This is a genomic window from Paenarthrobacter sp. 10N417, assembly GCF_056394745.1.
The window spans coordinates 309,089-325,675 of record NZ_JBFTIL010000001.1 but is presented as its reverse complement, the minus strand read 5'-3'; the positions used below and the strand labels follow the sequence as shown (position 1 = coordinate 325,675).

At 59.9% G+C, this 16,587-nt stretch carries 8 protein-coding genes; 4 read left to right on the top strand and 4 right to left on the bottom strand.

The features are described 5' to 3' along the window. Nucleotides 1-104 precede the first annotated feature (104 nt). The 4 genes from AC1DCM_RS01315 to AC1DCM_RS01300 all read left to right on the top strand — a co-directional run bounded on the left by AC1DCM_RS01315 (nt 105) and on the right by AC1DCM_RS01300 (nt 6,625). Nucleotides 105-3,044: an FAD-binding and (Fe-S)-binding domain-containing protein gene (locus AC1DCM_RS01315; protein WP_477517000.1), complete on the top strand. Its 2,940-nt coding sequence runs from the start codon at nt 105-107 to the stop codon at nt 3,042-3,044. Between the two features lie 701 nt (nt 3,045-3,745). Beyond that, on the top strand, nt 3,746-4,327 hold the full coding sequence (locus AC1DCM_RS01310; RefSeq protein WP_477517161.1) for a carboxyltransferase domain-containing protein: 582 nt from the start codon (nt 3,746-3,748) through the stop codon (nt 4,325-4,327). Then, nucleotides 4,276-5,034, top strand: coding sequence for a TetR/AcrR family transcriptional regulator (locus AC1DCM_RS01305; protein ID WP_477516999.1), 759 nt, complete (start codon nt 4,276-4,278; stop codon nt 5,032-5,034). Before AC1DCM_RS01310 ends, AC1DCM_RS01305 begins: the two co-directional genes overlap by 52 nt. A 127-nt stretch (nt 5,035-5,161) precedes the next feature. After that, complete coding sequence (locus tag AC1DCM_RS01300; protein ID WP_477516998.1) at nt 5,162-6,625, top strand: APC family permease; 1,464 nt, start codon at nt 5,162-5,164, stop codon at nt 6,623-6,625. A gap of 808 nt (nt 6,626-7,433) precedes the next feature. Here the strand turns inward: AC1DCM_RS01300 and AC1DCM_RS01295 are convergent. The 4 genes from AC1DCM_RS01295 to AC1DCM_RS01280 all read right to left on the bottom strand — a co-directional run bounded on the left by AC1DCM_RS01295 (nt 7,434) and on the right by AC1DCM_RS01280 (nt 16,486). Continuing rightward, nucleotides 7,434-10,061 (bottom strand): family 78 glycoside hydrolase catalytic domain, encoded by a 2,628-nt coding sequence (locus AC1DCM_RS01295; protein ID WP_477516997.1) that lies wholly within the window; start codon nt 10,059-10,061, stop codon nt 7,434-7,436. Nucleotides 10,062-10,366: 305 nt separating this feature from the next. After that, nucleotides 10,367-12,613 (bottom strand): glycoside hydrolase family 3 C-terminal domain-containing protein, encoded by a 2,247-nt coding sequence (locus tag AC1DCM_RS01290; RefSeq protein ID WP_477516996.1) that lies wholly within the window; start codon nt 12,611-12,613, stop codon nt 10,367-10,369. Further along, nucleotides 12,610-15,108, bottom strand: a complete 2,499-nt coding sequence (locus tag AC1DCM_RS01285; RefSeq protein ID WP_477516995.1) for a glycoside hydrolase family 78 protein — start codon at nt 15,106-15,108, stop codon at nt 12,610-12,612. The genes AC1DCM_RS01290 and AC1DCM_RS01285 overlap by 4 nt, the downstream gene beginning before the upstream one ends. A 25-nt stretch (nt 15,109-15,133) precedes the next feature. Next, entirely contained in the window at nt 15,134-16,486 is a 1,353-nt protein-coding gene (locus AC1DCM_RS01280) for an MFS transporter (protein WP_477516994.1), read from the bottom strand. Nucleotides 16,487-16,587 lie beyond the last annotated feature (101 nt).

Genomic DNA, 16,587 nt, shown 5'->3' with positions numbered 1-16,587 from the left:
GCACAGCGGATTCGTCCGCTGTGCCCGTTCTGTTTTGGCACAATCCAGGGCATACCGCGGCTGCTTACACTTCTTCCCGAAACCTACGAATGGAGAACGCAACCATGCCCCATGGTGACAACGGCGACACGGCTCTGAGGCAGTTGCTCGCCCGGTTGGAGCATCACGGCGTGGAGGTGGACGACTCTTCGCGAAGGCTGTCTGAGTACTCCTACGATGCATCGAATTATCGGGTAAGACCCGCCGCCGTGGCTTTCCCCAAAAGTGTCGATGACGTACGAACAGTCGTGCGCCTATGTTCGGCATTGGCAGTGCCGATGACGACTCGCGGCGGGGGTACCTCGATGGCAGGGAACGCCATCGGCGACGGTTTGGTGATGGATCTCTCCCGCCGCATGAATGCGGTAGGGGCTCTCGACGCCGAAGATAGAACAGTTTGGGCCGACGCTGGGGTTGTCCTCGGTGAGCTGCGCGCCCACGTTGAAAAGGCCACGACGGGTACTCTGACATTTGCACCGGATCCTTCCTCCCTGAGCCGGGCCACCATCGGTGGTTCCATCGGCAATGACGCCTGCGGAAATCACTCTGTGGCCTATGGGCGCATGACGCATCATGTGCGGGAAGTGGATCTTGTCACTGCTGACGGCGCTTACCTGAGGGCCGGGCGTGGCTTTCTCCGCGCTGTTGACGAATCTGACACCCATTCCGTTGCTCGCGCTCTGGAGCTCACCGAGGGCCTGGAGGCTTTGGCCGCAAAGAACATGGCCAGGCTACGTGTTGAACTTCAGGCCATTCCCCGACAGGTTTCCGGGTACCACGTGGGCCATCTGCTGCCGGAACACGGATTCGATGTGGCCGCCGCATTGGCAGGCAGCGAAGGTACGTGCGCTGTCATCGTGCGGGCAAAGGTGGGCCTCGTGCCGAAGCCCGTCACCACCGCACTGCTCTGCCTGGGATATCGCGACACCATTGATTCTGCCCGTGACGTGATGACCATTTTGTCCGCCAAGCCGAGCGCCATCGAGGGGCTGGATGTTTCGATCGTGGACATCATGAGGCACCGGCGAGGAGCGGCCAGCGTTGAGTCGTTGCCTGGGGGGAGTGCCTTCCTCATGGTGGAGTTTTCGGCTGACACTTTGCAGCTGGCCGACACTTCCTGTCAGGAACTGGCCGACAAGCTCGGCGCGAACGGGCGCGTTGTTAATTTCAGGATCGTCACTGACCCTGTTGAGCGAGGAAAGCTGTGGCGGGTACGTGAAGACGGCGCCGGACTCTCGTCGCTGCGGATCGACGGAGTTCAAACGTGGCCCGGTTGGGAAGATTCTGCTGTGGCCCCTGAACGGCTTGCCGACTACTTGGCGGACCTTCTTCCACTGGTGAAAAGGTACGGCTACACCGCCCTCATGTACGGCCACTTTGGAGCAGGGTGTGTGCACATGCGGTTGGACTACGACCTCCGCAGCGACTCCGGACGTAAGGTCTTCAGTGACTTCACCCGTGACGCGGCTGACCTGGTGGTGACCCATGGTGGCTCGCTGTCCGGCGAACATGGCGACGGCAGGGCACGCAGCGAATTGCTGGAAGTCATGTATTCCCGGGAGATGATCGGCATCTTCAGGGCCTTCAAACACCTCTGGGATCCGGCACAAATCCTCAACCCCGGGATCATCGTTCATCCAGTTCCCTTCGCTGCCTCGCTGGCCTTGGAAGGTGTCGTCAAGCCTGGACGCACTCACGGTGAGCTGACCGCAGACCCGGGTGCCGCCGTCGTGCTTTCCTCTGGAAATAGCGAACTGCTGAAGGTCTCCAGTCCATTTGTGGGTAACTCCCACGCCTGTATCGGAGTGGGCAGGTGCCGTTCCACCAACGGCGGATTTATGTGCCCCAGTTATCGGGCCACGAGGGATGAAAAGGATTCGACCCGTGGCCGTGCGCGGGTGCTGCAGGAACTGACCCGGGCAAACGGCAGCAGCAAGGATGGCTGGTCAAGCCCGGAAGTCCGGGAGGCCCTGGACCTTTGCCTCTCTTGCAAAGCCTGCTCCACGGATTGCCCCACAGGTGTAGACATTGCCGAGGCAAAATCAGAATTGGTCGATGAGTACTATCGTGGGCGGATCCGGCCGTTCACGCATTACTCCATTGGGTGGCTGCCGCGGTGGCTTCCGTTGCTGACGCGGGTGGCGCCACTGGCCAACCTGGGAGCATCATTCCGGCCGTTCAGGCTTGCGGGGGAGTGGCTGGGCATCAGTGCCCGACGACAACTCCCGGCTTTTGCGGCAAACGGCAGGATCCGGAAGCGGCTCCGGGAAGCAAAATTTGCGGACAATGCCGACATCCTGGTGTTTATCGACAGCTTTACCCGCGCCTTTAGGCCCGAGGTGGTTCCGGCTGCTGCCCGCGTGCTCCGTGACACAGGCAAATCTGTAGGCTGTACGCCGGACGCCTGCTGCGGTCTGACGTGGATCTCCACCGGGCAGCGCGAAGGGGCCCGACGGCGGTTGGCTCAGTTGATCAGCAAGTTCGACGACGGCACGGAGCGGGACATTGTTGTCCTTGAACCCAGTTGCGCTGCCACCATCCGGGACGAGGGTCCGAAACTGGTAGGCGGCGACGCTGCTGCGAGGGTCGCGGCCAGAGTTCGATCCTTCGCCGTCGCCGTGGACGAGGCCGTTACGCGAGGATGGAAACCAAAGGCCCTGCCGCCCGAATCAGCTGTATTGCAAACGCACTGCCATGAGCATGCTGTGTTCGGTTCGGGCGCCCAGAAACGGGTCCTGGAAGCCTGGGGAGTTTCCAACCTGGTGGAATCGTCCTCGTGCTGTGGTGTGGCCGGCAACTTCGGTTTCGAGGCAGAGCACTTTGACATGTCGATGAAAGTTGCGGAGCACTCGATCATTCCATCAATTGGTCAGGCTGATGATGGTGCACTCGTACTTACGGACGGTTTCAGTTGTGCCATGCAGGTCTCGCAGGTGGACCCTGAATACACCAGCAAGCATCTGGCCGTGGCGCTGGATCCGTATAGCGCCCGATGGGCGGACTGAATGGAGTACTTTGGGGTCTTCCTGGTTCTAGTGGCTGCCGGGTTGCGTTTGGTTGGCGACCACTTGGTCAAGCCTGGCCCGCAGCCCCGGGCTACAGCAACAATGCGAGGTGTCCACAGCGTCCCGCCTCGTGCAGCGGCGCTTCTGATTGCTGCGTCCGGGATCTTCATCTTTGTTGTCAGTATCAGTTCGCGTTGAGTCCGTGAATTCTATTGTGCGGTGTCTCAAACTGACACGGATGGAAAGGTCTGCAGGAACCCAAACTGGAATTGACCAAAAGGCACAACTAATTCTTAAGGGTTGATCCCGATGATGAACAGGAAGCTCGCACAAGGACGCCACGTTGAGTGGCTGCGAACCTCACCTCACTCCAGTGAGACGGATTCCGGAGAGCGCAGCGACCATGCACTAAAGCGGTCTGGCAGAACTGTTCATCGACTCCTTCAGGAAATGTCGGAGGGCCGCGATACGAGTGATGCGTGGCCGTGGCCGATTCGGGGCATGTAGACCCTCCAAGCTGCGGTCCGTAGCGCTTGTTCCTGGCACTGTGTTCAAGCGCTACGGCCCGCCTTCTTTCCTTTCGCAGGAGAACTGAGGGCGTGGTGAGTCTCCAAGATTTGGCTTTCATTGCCTGTGAACCTGGAAAGCTGCTGGTGGAGATACTGGCGCCGGCTGTTCCTGGTCCATACGTAGAAGCATTCATGGAGGCCGTCCAGTCTCTTGAATCAGTCGCAATCAATAATTTTAAGAAGATGAAAGATGGCGTCCTTCTCGACTACGACGAGCGTTCCATAGGTGCGAAGGACCTCGAGGCTTTCCTAGCGGCTGCCTATTCAACTGTCACCTATGACCATGGCGAGCATCGTCCATCAACGCACATCTTGCCGATCACGTTTGGAGGTCCGGCGGGACCGGATCTGGCTATGGCAGGCGTCGTTTTAGGTACGTCGGAAAGCACCCTGATCAGGCGGATCTGCCGAAGTAGACACACTGTGAGAATGTTCTCGGAGCCCGGGGCATCTGCGCTCCTCGAATTGCCGTGGTCGGACAGTGGCCTCCAAACACTTCAGGCGAGCAGATCCAAACGGGCTGTGCCTCCAGGGTCGCTGACCCTATCTGGTGCGGGCCTGACCATTGCCAGCCGCGCAGCCTATTCAGACGAACTTATCATCGGGCGGGTGACCGAGAGATCGGTCGGAACTGCCGCGCTCCTGCGAATGGGCGATCATATATGGCTGAGAAAACGGTTGGGTTCTCCCTCTGGGCTAACGAGTGTTCGTTAGCTACGCTGGAGTCATCACTGTCGATCAACGGGGTGGGTGATGTGAGCGAGTCGCCGCGACTGCAAGCTAACGCCGCTGTCAGAAAATTCCTGTCAGGGCGTGATTGGTCAATGCAGACTCCGACCCGGCGCCGAATCGTGGCAGGCTTCCTGCAACTCGCTGCGACCCGCGGTTTTGAGTCAGTCAGCCTGCGCACCTTAGCCAGGGAGGTCGGTATGCAAGCACCCAGCATCTACTCGAGCTTTCCGGGGGGAAAAGACGAGATCGTGGCGGAGTCGCTCCGGTGGTTTACGCATACCTTCGCTTATGACCTTCTGGCCGGAGCCGAGAAGGCGACGTCTGCCGAGGAGTACTGGGCTGCGCTTGTCCAAGGCCACCTGGCTCAGCAACTGCGAAGACCCGAACCGAATATATGGGACCTCCTGATCGCTGCGGATAAGGTGGCACGCTTTCTAAAGGACGAGGTCCGCGCAGAGGCCGACCTTTGGACCAGTCTCCACCAGGACATGTACATTGCCGCAGCCGATGAGATGGGGCTCAAGCTCTCGGCCTCTACCGTCCAACAGATACTCACTTTGCTTGATGGTGTTGGTCGATGGGCCGATCGGAGCGGCGGAGACCGGGAACTTTCTCTACTGACTGACCGGGCCGTGGCACTGACCCTTTCCATCACAGAGATCAACGCCGAAATCCGAAGTGCCGTCTAGCGGCAATAGTGCGGCCTACTCGGTCGCGCTGGGGCATCCATTGGAAGGTGTCCCAAGGTGGCACAAGGGCGCGACGCCAAGCATCGATACTGTGATTCGGAACTCATAACCAAGTGACGAGGCCTACATGCAACACAAGACAATTGACGCTCCTCAGGCGACGCGCCATGCCCAGGAAACCCGACTCAGCGGCAACATGGGGGTGGGGGAACTTGTGATGAACGTGCTGGCATTCTCGTCACCTCTGGCCACCGTGGCGGGAACTCTCCCCGTTCTCCTGATGTTCAGCGGCCAGACCGCCCCAGCTATCTATGTCCTTATAACTCTGATGTTGCTGATGTTCTCTGTGGGCTTTGTGAAGATGAGCCGGAGCGTCAAGGGACCTGGCGGCTTCTACTCCTTCGTTACGGCCGGCTTGGGAAAGCCTGCTGGTCTTGGAGGCGCCTTTCTTGCGCTGTTTGGCTACATCTTCATCGGATTCTTTGCACCTTCGTTCTTCGGTGTGACCCTTAACGGTTTCGTCATGAATTCGCTGAATGGCCCGGATGTCCCTTGGTATTGGTACGCGCTAGGCATTATCGCTGTGACCACACTCCTTGCGTATAACCGCATCGACCTCTCGGCGAAGGTGCTCACTGTCGTCATGCTCTTGGAAGTGGCCGTGGTGGTGGTGTTTGACATCGCGTCCTTCTCAGCCAACGGGATGGAGACAGTTCAGGGAGCGGTCTTTGCCCTTCCCTCCCTCGGAGATGCAACTCTGGGCCTGGCGCTGCTGTTCGCCGTCGGGAACTTCTTCGGATTTGAAGCCACGGTCATTTATCGGGATGAGGTCAAGAACCCTGACCGGACCATACCCCGGGCGACCTACATCGCAGTTGTCGGCATTGGGCTCTTCTATGCCCTTGCGGCGTGGGCGTTCATTGCTTTCCTGGGCCCTGACAACGTACAGGCCGCGGCGGAGTCCAATACTGTGAACCTCTTCAACGACGCCGTTGCAGCTCTGGTTGGGAAGATCTTTGCGGATATTGCTGTGGTGCTGCTCATTACGTCGGTACTCGCGTGCATGTTGTCGATCCAGAACATCGCGGCGCGGTACAGCTTTGCATTGGCGCGAGATCACGCGTTGCCAACGGTTCTTGGGCGGGTGCATCCCAAGCACAAGTCACCGTTCGTTTCAGCACTGGCCGTTGGAGTTATCTGGGGTGCCGCTACGGTCGTCTTCACAGTTCTGGGCGTAGCGCCTGATGTCCTTTATCCAATTGCCAGCGGAAGCGGTACTTTTGCAGTGCTGCTCCTGATGTTCATTACGAGTTTTGCTGTGCTCGTTTACTTCCTGCGGCGCCGCAGCTTTGCACCTGAATCTATTTGGAAGAGCATCATAGCTCCACTGGTCAGTGTCATTTTCCTCGGCGTCATTACGTACCTGGCTATCACCAACTACCCTGAACTGATCGGCGGTTCAGCCCTGCTCACTGTGATCTTCATGAGCTTTACCTTCGCCCTGTTCTTCGGCGGCATCGTTTACGCGCTCTTTCTCCGCTCCAAGCGTCCAGCTGTCTACGCGGGACTGGGGCGGCAAAGTGCCGACTGATCCTCCGCAATCTCGGTGCCCTTCCGTGCCAAAGCACGGAAGGGCACCGAGCCCAGCAAGGGTTCCTTCTATCCGTCTCCGCTAGATCGCTCGGCTCAACATCCACCTGGGCATGCGATTAGTTGCGAATTGCTGCATCACCGGTTGACGAATCATGCGGTCCCAGCCTTTGCTGAGCAGGCGTACTCCGTGGAATGCTGGGGACCCAGCTTTTCTTGACTTAGGATCCGACCATGTGCTCGCTGTGCGGTTCCTAGTTTCATCGAGTGTCCCGCTAGAGGATGCTGGCCGAGGCACATGCAGTGTTGGGTCTCATGTATGAACCGCCCCCCGTCGGTACGGGGTCCATGATTCCTTGACAGAGTTGGGGCCGTTACGCCCGCGCTGGTGCAGGCCGGGGGCGGTATTCATAGCTCTGGCCGATCAAGGAGCCGCCGGGCTCCTACGGGTGGTAGTCGCAATATCCTTTGGTCCACCAGAACTTCATGGGCGTGGTTTTGGCATCATCGCCATTGCCTCCGGGCCACAGTCCGTTGGTGCGTCGGCGTGCGAGGATCCGTCACCAACAACATTTGCAGGACCGCGGACGGCAGAGTCGAGACCTTAGTCTGTGCGTGTGGCAGCAAAGAGTGGCAGCCATAACATGGCTGCCGAGGATTCAGACTGGCCCCCATCGTGGCGTCATATACCGTTTACTGCTGAGCCGATCTTGCTGAGCGACAAGCAGTGACAGTCTCCCGGACAATGCTCATGCGGAGTAACGGATGCGGCATACACAGTCCCTAAAGGATCGTTACACCTTTCGAGTTCACTCCTGGCGCTCGTCATCGAAGACGAGCAGAGTCCTTCCGGCATGCGCCTCCACAACCGAGCCATCAGGATGGACGATTTCGCCGGAGACCCCTGTCGGTAGCGTCACCGCTAGCTCCCGTAGGTGTCCGTTTTGCGCCTTCCACGAAACCTCAACTAAGCCGTGCGGAGTTTCGATCGACCCCTCCGCGAAAGTGAGGCCGCCGCCGATGGCCGGGGCGATCCGAACGCGCCTATATCCGGGCGCGGTGGCGGCGATGCCAAGGATCCCGGAGCTCAACCATTCGACAGCCGAGCCTAGGGCGTAGTGATTTGAAGAACCTTCTCGAATGCCGTCAGGTCCGGGTTCTGACCAATGCTCCAGGATTGTGGTGGCCCCTGCCTCGACCATGCCTAGCCACGAAGGTGCTGTGGTTTGGAGCAGGAGCCGGTACGCAACGTCGGCGCGCCCGAAGCGGGCTAGTACGGGGAGAAGCATCGGGGTGCTTAAGAATCCCGTCGCGAGATGATCTTCCGACTTTTCGATGAGTTTGAGGAGGCGTGACAGTGCGGAGAGACGATCTTTATCGGGCAGCAAGTCGAACGCGAGTGCACGCACGTAGTCGTCCTGCAAGCCGGTGCCAATTTGACCGTCCGCGGCGACCGCTGCGGACTGCCACTGTGCAATCGCGTTCCGCGATATTTCGGCATAGCCCTTTGCTTCCTGTTCGTGTCCAAGAACACGGGCAATCTCGGCGAGCCGGCGCGCGCTGTGAGCGTAGTAAGCAAGTCCGATATTAAGGCGATTCTCGGCGTTGTCACGCATGAGGCCAGCCATGGTGTCCTCACCCGGACGTACCCATTCGCCCCAGATAAACCCTTCGCGGGCGCCACCCTGCTCAAGGTACGCGAGCCACCGTTGCATTGAGGTGAACTGAGCTTCCAGTACGTGCTCATCGGCGTAGACCTCGTGCAGCGTCCAGGGTAGGAGGACCGTGGCGTCACCCCAGCCGACGGCGCTAGCGACCTGATCGTCTTTCTGGGTGGGCCCTCCACTGAAATCCGAGTATTCAGCAGGGGCAATCATCGGGACACGACCGTCCGGTAGCTGCTCGAGAGCTACCGAGGCAACATAACGGCGCAGAAACGTCTGTACATCCGCGAGGCGAGTCGCCGCGGGCGCGAACAGCATCGCATCGCCGGTGAACCCGCCCCGCTCACGGGTTGGGCAGTCTGTCGGCACATCGGTGAAATTCGAACGCAGGCTCCAGAAAGCGTTCTGCCAGAGCTTGGTCAGGAGTGGGTTGGAGCACTCGAACGTGCCCGCAGGATCCGCCACCGAGGAGAGCACGACTCCGACAGCGTCAGAGGACCGAAGCTCATCGAGGCCATGCACCTGCACGTACCGGAATCCGTGGATTGTAAACCAGGGTTGCACCCACTGGACTGAGCCGTTCATGACGAACTCGTCGCGCTGGAATCGCTGTGGCCGACTGGAATCGGCGGCACCTTCACGATCAAGATGGGCCCAGGCCAGATTTCCCTGCTCGTCAAGATCCTCGGCGTGCTGCAGCGTCACCAAGGCGCCGTTCGGTCCGGAAACCCGGATCCGTACAATGCCGGCGAAGTTTTGCCCGAAGTCGATGATATGGGACCCATCTTCGCGCCGGGTCACGGATACCGCATTCAGCTCAGCTACCGATCGAACCCGGGGTGTGGACTCTGCCACCAGGCGGCGCTCGTGAGAACGAGCAATAATGACCCTGCGACTGATCGATTCATCGAGCCTGCCCGCGGCGTCAACCTCCAAGCGCAAGTCGACCGTTTCACCAAACTTGGGATCCGATGCCAGTATTTCACCGTGCGTTGCTTTCCAGGAGGTGTCCGATCCGGCCCACACGCGCTCACCGTTCGCGGTCTCGAACAGAATCTGGACCAGGCCGGCCAACTGATCGCCGTAAACATCGCGACGGTTATGCATCCCTAGCGCGCCGCGGAACCTGCCGTCGGCCACCACGATCATCAACTCCAGAGAATCCGACCCTCCTGCTTCATTAAGGACGTACCCTTGGTATTCCACCTCTTGGTCCAAAGGTGTGAACCTAGGCACGAGGGCCGGGCCGGTGAGATCGACGCCGTCAACAAGCAGCCGATACCACCCCAGGGCACTAACGTAGGCGCGAGCACGGACCACGCCCTCCGGAACTGCAATTCGTCCCGATAGATAAACAGGACGATGATCACTCGCGCCACCGTCGGCAATCCACGCCGCCGTCCAGTCGGATGCCTTCAGCAAACCTGTTTCAAAAACTGCCCAAGCGCTCCAAGGACCGTGCCCTTTGCCGCCTACCGCCAGCCGAACACGCCAGCGGTAGGACGAGGCCGACTCCAGCCCGTCGCCGCCGTAGCGGACCTCCCCGTAAGCATCCTCCCCGCACTTCTCGTAAGCCCAGACCTCTAGCGGATTCGGTCGCCCGGATGTCTTCTCCATCACAATTTCGAAGCCGCTGACCTCTGCTGCGCCTTTGATCCTCCACGAAAGGACGGGGTGCGTGTGGTCGATCGTCAAGGGTTCATGCTGGGCGGCGGTTTTCAAACCGACAGCAAGAACATCGGATTCATGGGTGGTGAGGGCAAGGTCTGGCATCGAGACTCCAGTGTCTGGTTAGATATCGCTGTAAAGGCGCGCATAGGGGTTGGGTTGAGGGTCTCTCGGAACGTGGTGCGCTGCGGGTCGACAGGCCGGTAACTGCTGGCCGGTTCCCACATTTCCGTGTTTCCCGAGATGGTGAACTTCCACTGGGCTACCCACTACCGTCGGCTGCCAGAAGCAAGGTGTTGTGCCGAATGTGGAACCTGTTTCATCCACCGTGCTCGTTTCGTCGACTTTCACTGGAGCCTTGGTTGTCCGGGCATTGGTGTAGGGAACGGCGCCGTTGGTGCCGCTGGTCGTCAGGCCACAGTTTCCTTTTTACTGAGCTCCATCATTGACTGGAGGGCTTCGGGCGGAAAGGCTCCGTTGGTGAATGCAAGGAACTGCTGCATCGGCATGGATTCGACCATTTTGAGTTCGTCGGGGTTCTGTTGTGCGTGTTGTGCCTGTTCGTCGGTCATGGAAGCTGTAAGGCCTGTCATGAGGGCCGGGCCGACGGCCGGATGGCTAAACCAGTCCCCGACGGTGGAGTCCAGGGTGAGTTCGCGGATGATACTGTCCCCGGCAAGGGTGATTTCGTGTTCTGCCAGAACGGTGGAAGCGTCGGAGCATACCTGCACTGTGTACGTTCCTGCCGGCACAACCCAGCGGCCCAGCTCAATGTCCCAGTAGGCAAAGGCGCGGCGGTCCAGGGTCAAGTTGACTTCCTTGCTTTCACCGGCCTGCAAGCTGATTTTGGTGAATGCGCGCAGTTCACGCAAGGGCCTGCGGACGGGGCCAGTTGTAGTTGCGACGTAGACCTGAACCACGTGCTTGCCGGGCCGATTCCCGGTATTTGTGACGGTCACTTGAATGGTGACACTATCGTCGGAGAGTGTTTCGACCTTCAAGGCTGAGGTGTCGAAGGTGGTGTAGGACAGTCCGTGTCCGAATGGGTAGCGGACCTTTAGGTTGGCGGTGGTGTAGTAACGGTACCCGACGAAGACGCCTTCGCTGTAGCGAACATGGCCCTGCTCTCCTGGGAAGTTGAGCCAGCTTGGGTTGTCCTCCAGGCGCAGCGGAATGGTTTCGGCAAGGCGCCCAGACGGGTTGACAGCACCGAAGAGTATATCGGCGATTGCCCCTCCGCTGGCTTGCCCCAGCAGCCAGCCCTCAACGATGGCGTCCACATCATCATGCCATTCTTCAAGTGAGACGACCCCGCCGTTGGATAGCACAACGACTGTCTTCGGTGCGACCGAAGCCACGGCACGAATGAGTTCGACCTGATTGGCGGGCAGTTCAAGAACGGTCCGGTCGAAGCCTTCGGACTCTTCACGTTCGCTGAGCCCAGCGAAAACCACTGCGACGTCGGCGGCTTTAGACAGACTTAGGGCTTCGTCTTTGAGTAGGGCAACGTCCGGTTCTTCGACAGAGAAACCCGGTGCGTAGTCGATTGTGGCGTTGCAGTCTTGCGCCAGGGCCGTGAGCTCGTCCAGAGCCGAATCAGTCCGCCTAGCGTTGACGTGGGAACTTCCCCCGCCTTGGAATCGCGGAGATACAGCAAAGGGGCCTATTACGGCAATGCGTTGTCCGCCTCGCAGTGGCAGGGCGCCCCGGTTCTTCAGCAGCACGATTGATTCTGCTGCGACCTCGCGGGCAAGTGCGTGGTGCTCATCGACAGGCAGCGTCCGAGTTGCCTTTCCGCCCGGTAGGTCAGTCAGTGCAAGGACACGGCGCACAGAGTCGTTAACTTGTTCCTCGGTAAGGATGCCACTGCGGACAGCGTCGACGATTTGCTTGTCTGTGCCTCCGCCGCTGCCCGGCATTTCGAGGTCCATGCCGGCGGCGACACCAGCGACCCGGTCACTCACAGCACCCCAGTCGGAGATGACGGCGCCCCGGAAGCCCCATTCGCCGCGCAGTACGTCGGTCAGTAACCACGCGTTGTGGGAGGCGTAGACGCCGTTGACTTTGTTGTATGAGCACATCACTGTGGCTGGGCGAGCCTCGGTGACGACTCGTTCAAAGGCCGGGAAGTAGATTTCGCGCAGGGCCCTGTCATCGACTTCTGCGCTGATGCGCATCCGTTCAGTTTCTTGGTTGTTGGCTGCGAAGTGCTTGACGGAAGCGCCGGGGCCCGTTTCCTGCAGTGCTGTGACGTGAGCGGCACCGAGGACGCCGGAGAGCAGGGGATCCTCGGAGTAATACTCGAAGTTCCGCCCGCACAGCGGGGAGCGCTTAATGTTCACCCCGGGTCCCAGAACGACCGATACCCCGAGAGCCAGGGCTTCCCGGCCGACGGCGGCACCCACCTTGGCGGCCGCCTCAGGGTTCCAGCTCGAGCCGACGGCCACGGCGGGCGGGAAGCAGGTGGACGGGACGCTATCATGGATGCCCAAGTGATCGGCTGCGGCGTCCTGCCGGCGAATTCCATGAGGCCCGTCGGTGATGACGAGCGAGGGTATGCCCGCCGCATCAATGCTCTTGGTAGTCCAGAAGTCCTTCCCTGATAACAGGGATGCCTTCTCTTCAAGGGTGAGAGTGGACAAGTCGGGCGCGGTCATGCGTGAGCTCCTTGGGAAACCGAAGTCAGTGCTGAAGAAAGGTCGTCTTTGAGTTTGTCGGATGCGCCGGGGACGTAGTCCAGCATGGTACGCACGGACATGACGGCAGCCTCGGGGCCGTTTCCGTCCAAGGGGACTCCGGGGAAGTGGCTGGAGAAGGCGTCTGTAAAGGCACGCCATGCCTTGGCATTGCCGGCGATCTGGCCCAGCGTTGAATCCAAGGTGAAGACGGCATCAGTGGCTGCGTCTTCTCGCATGTCATAGGACCACTGGTGGGTTCCACCGCTGATGTTGACTGTGGGAGAGTCAGGGTGCAGCGGGAGTGTGACCTCTGCAGTAGTTCCAGCCGGAATGCGGGCTTCCAAGGACATAGCTCGGTCCGTGATGGACCATGCGATGCGAACTTCTCCATGAACGGTGTCGTGGCGGAGGCGCGCATAGGTCAGTCCTCCGCCGGGCTGGGGTGCGATGCGCACATGCCGGTATCCGGGTTCCAACGCGGTAAGCCCGCCGATGGTGCGGTGCATCCAGTCCAATACAGCGCCCAGGGCGTAGTGGTTCAGGGAGGTCATTCCTGAAGGGTTGATGGTTCCGTCGGGACGGATGGAATCCCAGCGTTCCCAAATCGTCGTCGCTCCCATCGTGACGGGATAGAGGAAGGAAGGGCAACCCGTTTCGAGTAGAAGGAGGTAGGCCTCGTCGAGATGACCGGTCATTGAGAGTGCGTCGGTGACCAAGGGGGTACCGGCGAACCCAGTGGAGATACGGTATCCGGATTTGGCGACGGTGGTGGCGAGAACTTTTCCTGCTACCTTCTGCTGTTCGGTGTCGAGGATTCCGAAGGTGATTGCCAGGGCGTAGGCGGTGGCGGTTTGGTCTACGAGCCTGCCGTTTTTGGTGACGTACTCGTCGATAAAAGCGTTGCGGACCCGGGCGGCAAGGGCTGTGAATTCGTCCGCGTCCGCTGCCCTGCCAAGGATCGTGGCGGTGTCGGCCATCTCGCTGGTCGTGCGGCATAGGTAGGCCGAGGCGACGAGGTGCCTATCGGTCTTGCCGCCCGCGGGGTTGTCAATGGGGGCGTCCGGGTCCAGCCAGTCACCGTATTGGAAGCCACTGCTCCACAGACCGTTTTCGTCCAGCAGCTTTGCGACCTGTCGGATATAACTAGCCATGGAGTCGTAGGCGCTTGCGAGGATCGCTTTGTCACCGTATTCGCGGTAGAGGGCCCATGGCAGGCTGACAGCTACATCGCTCCACAGCGCTGTTGGGGAAGACGGGGTGGAGAGGACGTCGGGGACTACCCATGGTACGAAGCCTTTTTCGGCCTGTTCGACGGCGAGATCGTTCAACCAGGAGCCCAATACTGCGCGAACGTCATAGAGAAAAGCGGCGGTAGGGGCGAAGGCGTTCAGGTCACCGGTCCAGCCCAGTCGTTCGTCTCTCTGAGGGCAGTCAGTAGGGACCCCCACGAAGTTGTCCCGCATCGACCAGACCGCGTTTGCATGCAGCTTATTCAGCAAAGGGTTAGAGGTCTCTAGCCATCCCGTGCGCCGCATGTCAGAGTGCACCACAACTGCGCGGAGTGACTCCGGTTCGACACTTCCTGGCCATCCATCGAGTTCGACATACCGGAAACCGTGAAATGTAAACCGTGGTTCCCAGGTTTCGGTTTCTCCACCTCGGAGCGTGTAGTGGTCGGTCGCCTTCGCTGTGCGCAGGGTTTCGACGTCGATTTCTCCTTCCGTCATTACTTCGGCATGCCGGAGGGTAATGGTCGTTCCGGCATCGCCCTGCACGGTGAGGCGAACCCACCCGGAGATGACCTGTCCGAAGTCCACGACAGTCTTGCCGCCGGGGGTAGTGAGGATTTCTACCGGGGCGAGTTCCTCAATCCGGCGTATCGGTTCAGCCGTGGCTTCAAACAGTGCGTGAAGGGGCCATTCGAAGGACTCAACAGCGCTCCAGGCTGAATCATTGAAGCCCGCGCGGTCCCAGCCGTCCGGTTCGAGTCTTGCGTCGAAGCTCTCCCCGTCGTAGATGCTGTTGGCACGGACGCCGCCGGTGCCCGCCCGGAAGGAGCCGTCACTAGTGAGGGTTTCTGTCCGGTCTGCGTATTCAAGAACTAGCTCTAAGTACAGGGCGGGGCGGTCCGTATAGTGGTGTCTCTTGTTTTCCCACCCCAACCGGCCAATCGCCCACCCCTGTCCCAGGATGGCGCCGACAACGTTGGCTCCCGGCACGATTGCATGAGTGACGTCATGGCTGCTGACAGCAAGGCGATTCCGGTAAGACGTCCAGCCAGGTGCGAGGACTTCATCGCCCACAACGCTGCCGTTCAGGTGTGGTTCGACAATCCCCAACGCGGTGATGTGCAAGGTGGCGCGCGCCGGGCGCTCAGAAGTTTCGAATTCACGGCGGAGGTACACGGCCGGGTCGTTCTCCTGGCCGTGCGACGTAATGGGGGTGATGAACTGGCCGGTCCAGTTGCGGGTCATAAAGGATTCCTCAAAAGTTGGATATTTAGCGGACGGATCGGATACGGAGGACGACGAGCCCGCCGAGGAAGGTGCATGCGGCAGCGAAGATGTAGAGCAAAACGTAGTTCTTCTCACCTGGGGCGCTGACACCGACGGCAAGGAACAGTGGGGCGATGAGTGGTGCGAGAGATTGCGGGATGGAGGTGGCGAACCCTGTAATGCCCATGAATCTTCCCGCGTCCGTGTCCCGCTCAGGAAGGACATCGAGCAGAAGGGCTTGGTCCACCGCGGAGAAAGCTCCAATTCCAAGCGACCCGAGGAGAGAACCTGCCATAAGCATCGGCATATCGGTAGACAACGCCATAAGGATGGCGCCCGCGCCAAAGATGATGCCGGAACCGAAAACGAAGGCGCGACGGCGCCGCAGTTTGTCCGAGATGAACCCGCCGCCAATGGCGCCGAGTGTCGTGGCGAGAATCCCTGCCAGGGAAAGGACGGCGATGGTCCCGGCTACCTCGGCGACGCTTACACCGAGACGGGAAGCGAAGAAGAACGCAGTGAAGGTGGTGTTCAGGGTAAGGCCGAAGTAGAACAGAAAGCGTCCCAGCCAGTTCCAAGAGAAATCAGGATACTGCTTCGGGTTGTAAATGTACTTCCGGAGCAGTGCGGCCAGGTTGAGCTTGTCCCCGAAAATGTTGCCCCGGCTGTCCTTTTCGTGCACCAGGAGAACAAACAGCAGAGTTAGGAGCACGCCGACAGCGCCGGGGACTAGGAAAAGAAGCAGGTTGTCGGTAGCGAAGCTACCAGCGAGCACCACCCCAGCGACAGGTGCCACCTGGGTGGCAAAACCAGTAAGCCCGGCAACCTTCCCGCGCTGGGTGTCAGGTAGCAGGTCTGCAGTTGACGTCACCAGGTTGCTCAGCACCTGGCCCCAGCCAAGCTGGGCGAGGACCCAGCCCACTCCCAGCACAAGCACGTTTGGTGCAACCGCCATAACAACCAAGGAGATGGTTCCAAGGATCATCCCGCCGATCATGAACGGCCGGCGGCGGCCGAGCCGGGTGCGGGTCCGATCACTGGCTACGCCGAGGAATGGCGCAGTGAGCATGACTGCGAAGGCGCCTGCGCCGGTGATATAGCCGAGGTATTCCTCGCGTCCGGGTGCCAGCTGACTCACCCGAATTGCCAAAGAAATGGCCAATGGGGTGATGAAAGCGACGAATACACCGAACTGGGCGAGGACCATCAGCCATATGTAGCGCTTGCCGACCGGAGTCAGGGGGGTCTTGCTTGATGTGAACTGCTGGTCAAGAACTTCCGCCGTGACCTCGGACTGGGGAACAGGGTGGGGCAAAGTGGCGTCAGAACGCGAAGTGCTGCCCGTCGGTGAATTCATCAATGGTGACTCCATTGTCGATGCGATAGCGAAAAAGTGATACACGCCGCTAGCGCGTGCTAGCTGATACATGCTAACCCGAAGTTACTAGCACGTGCAAG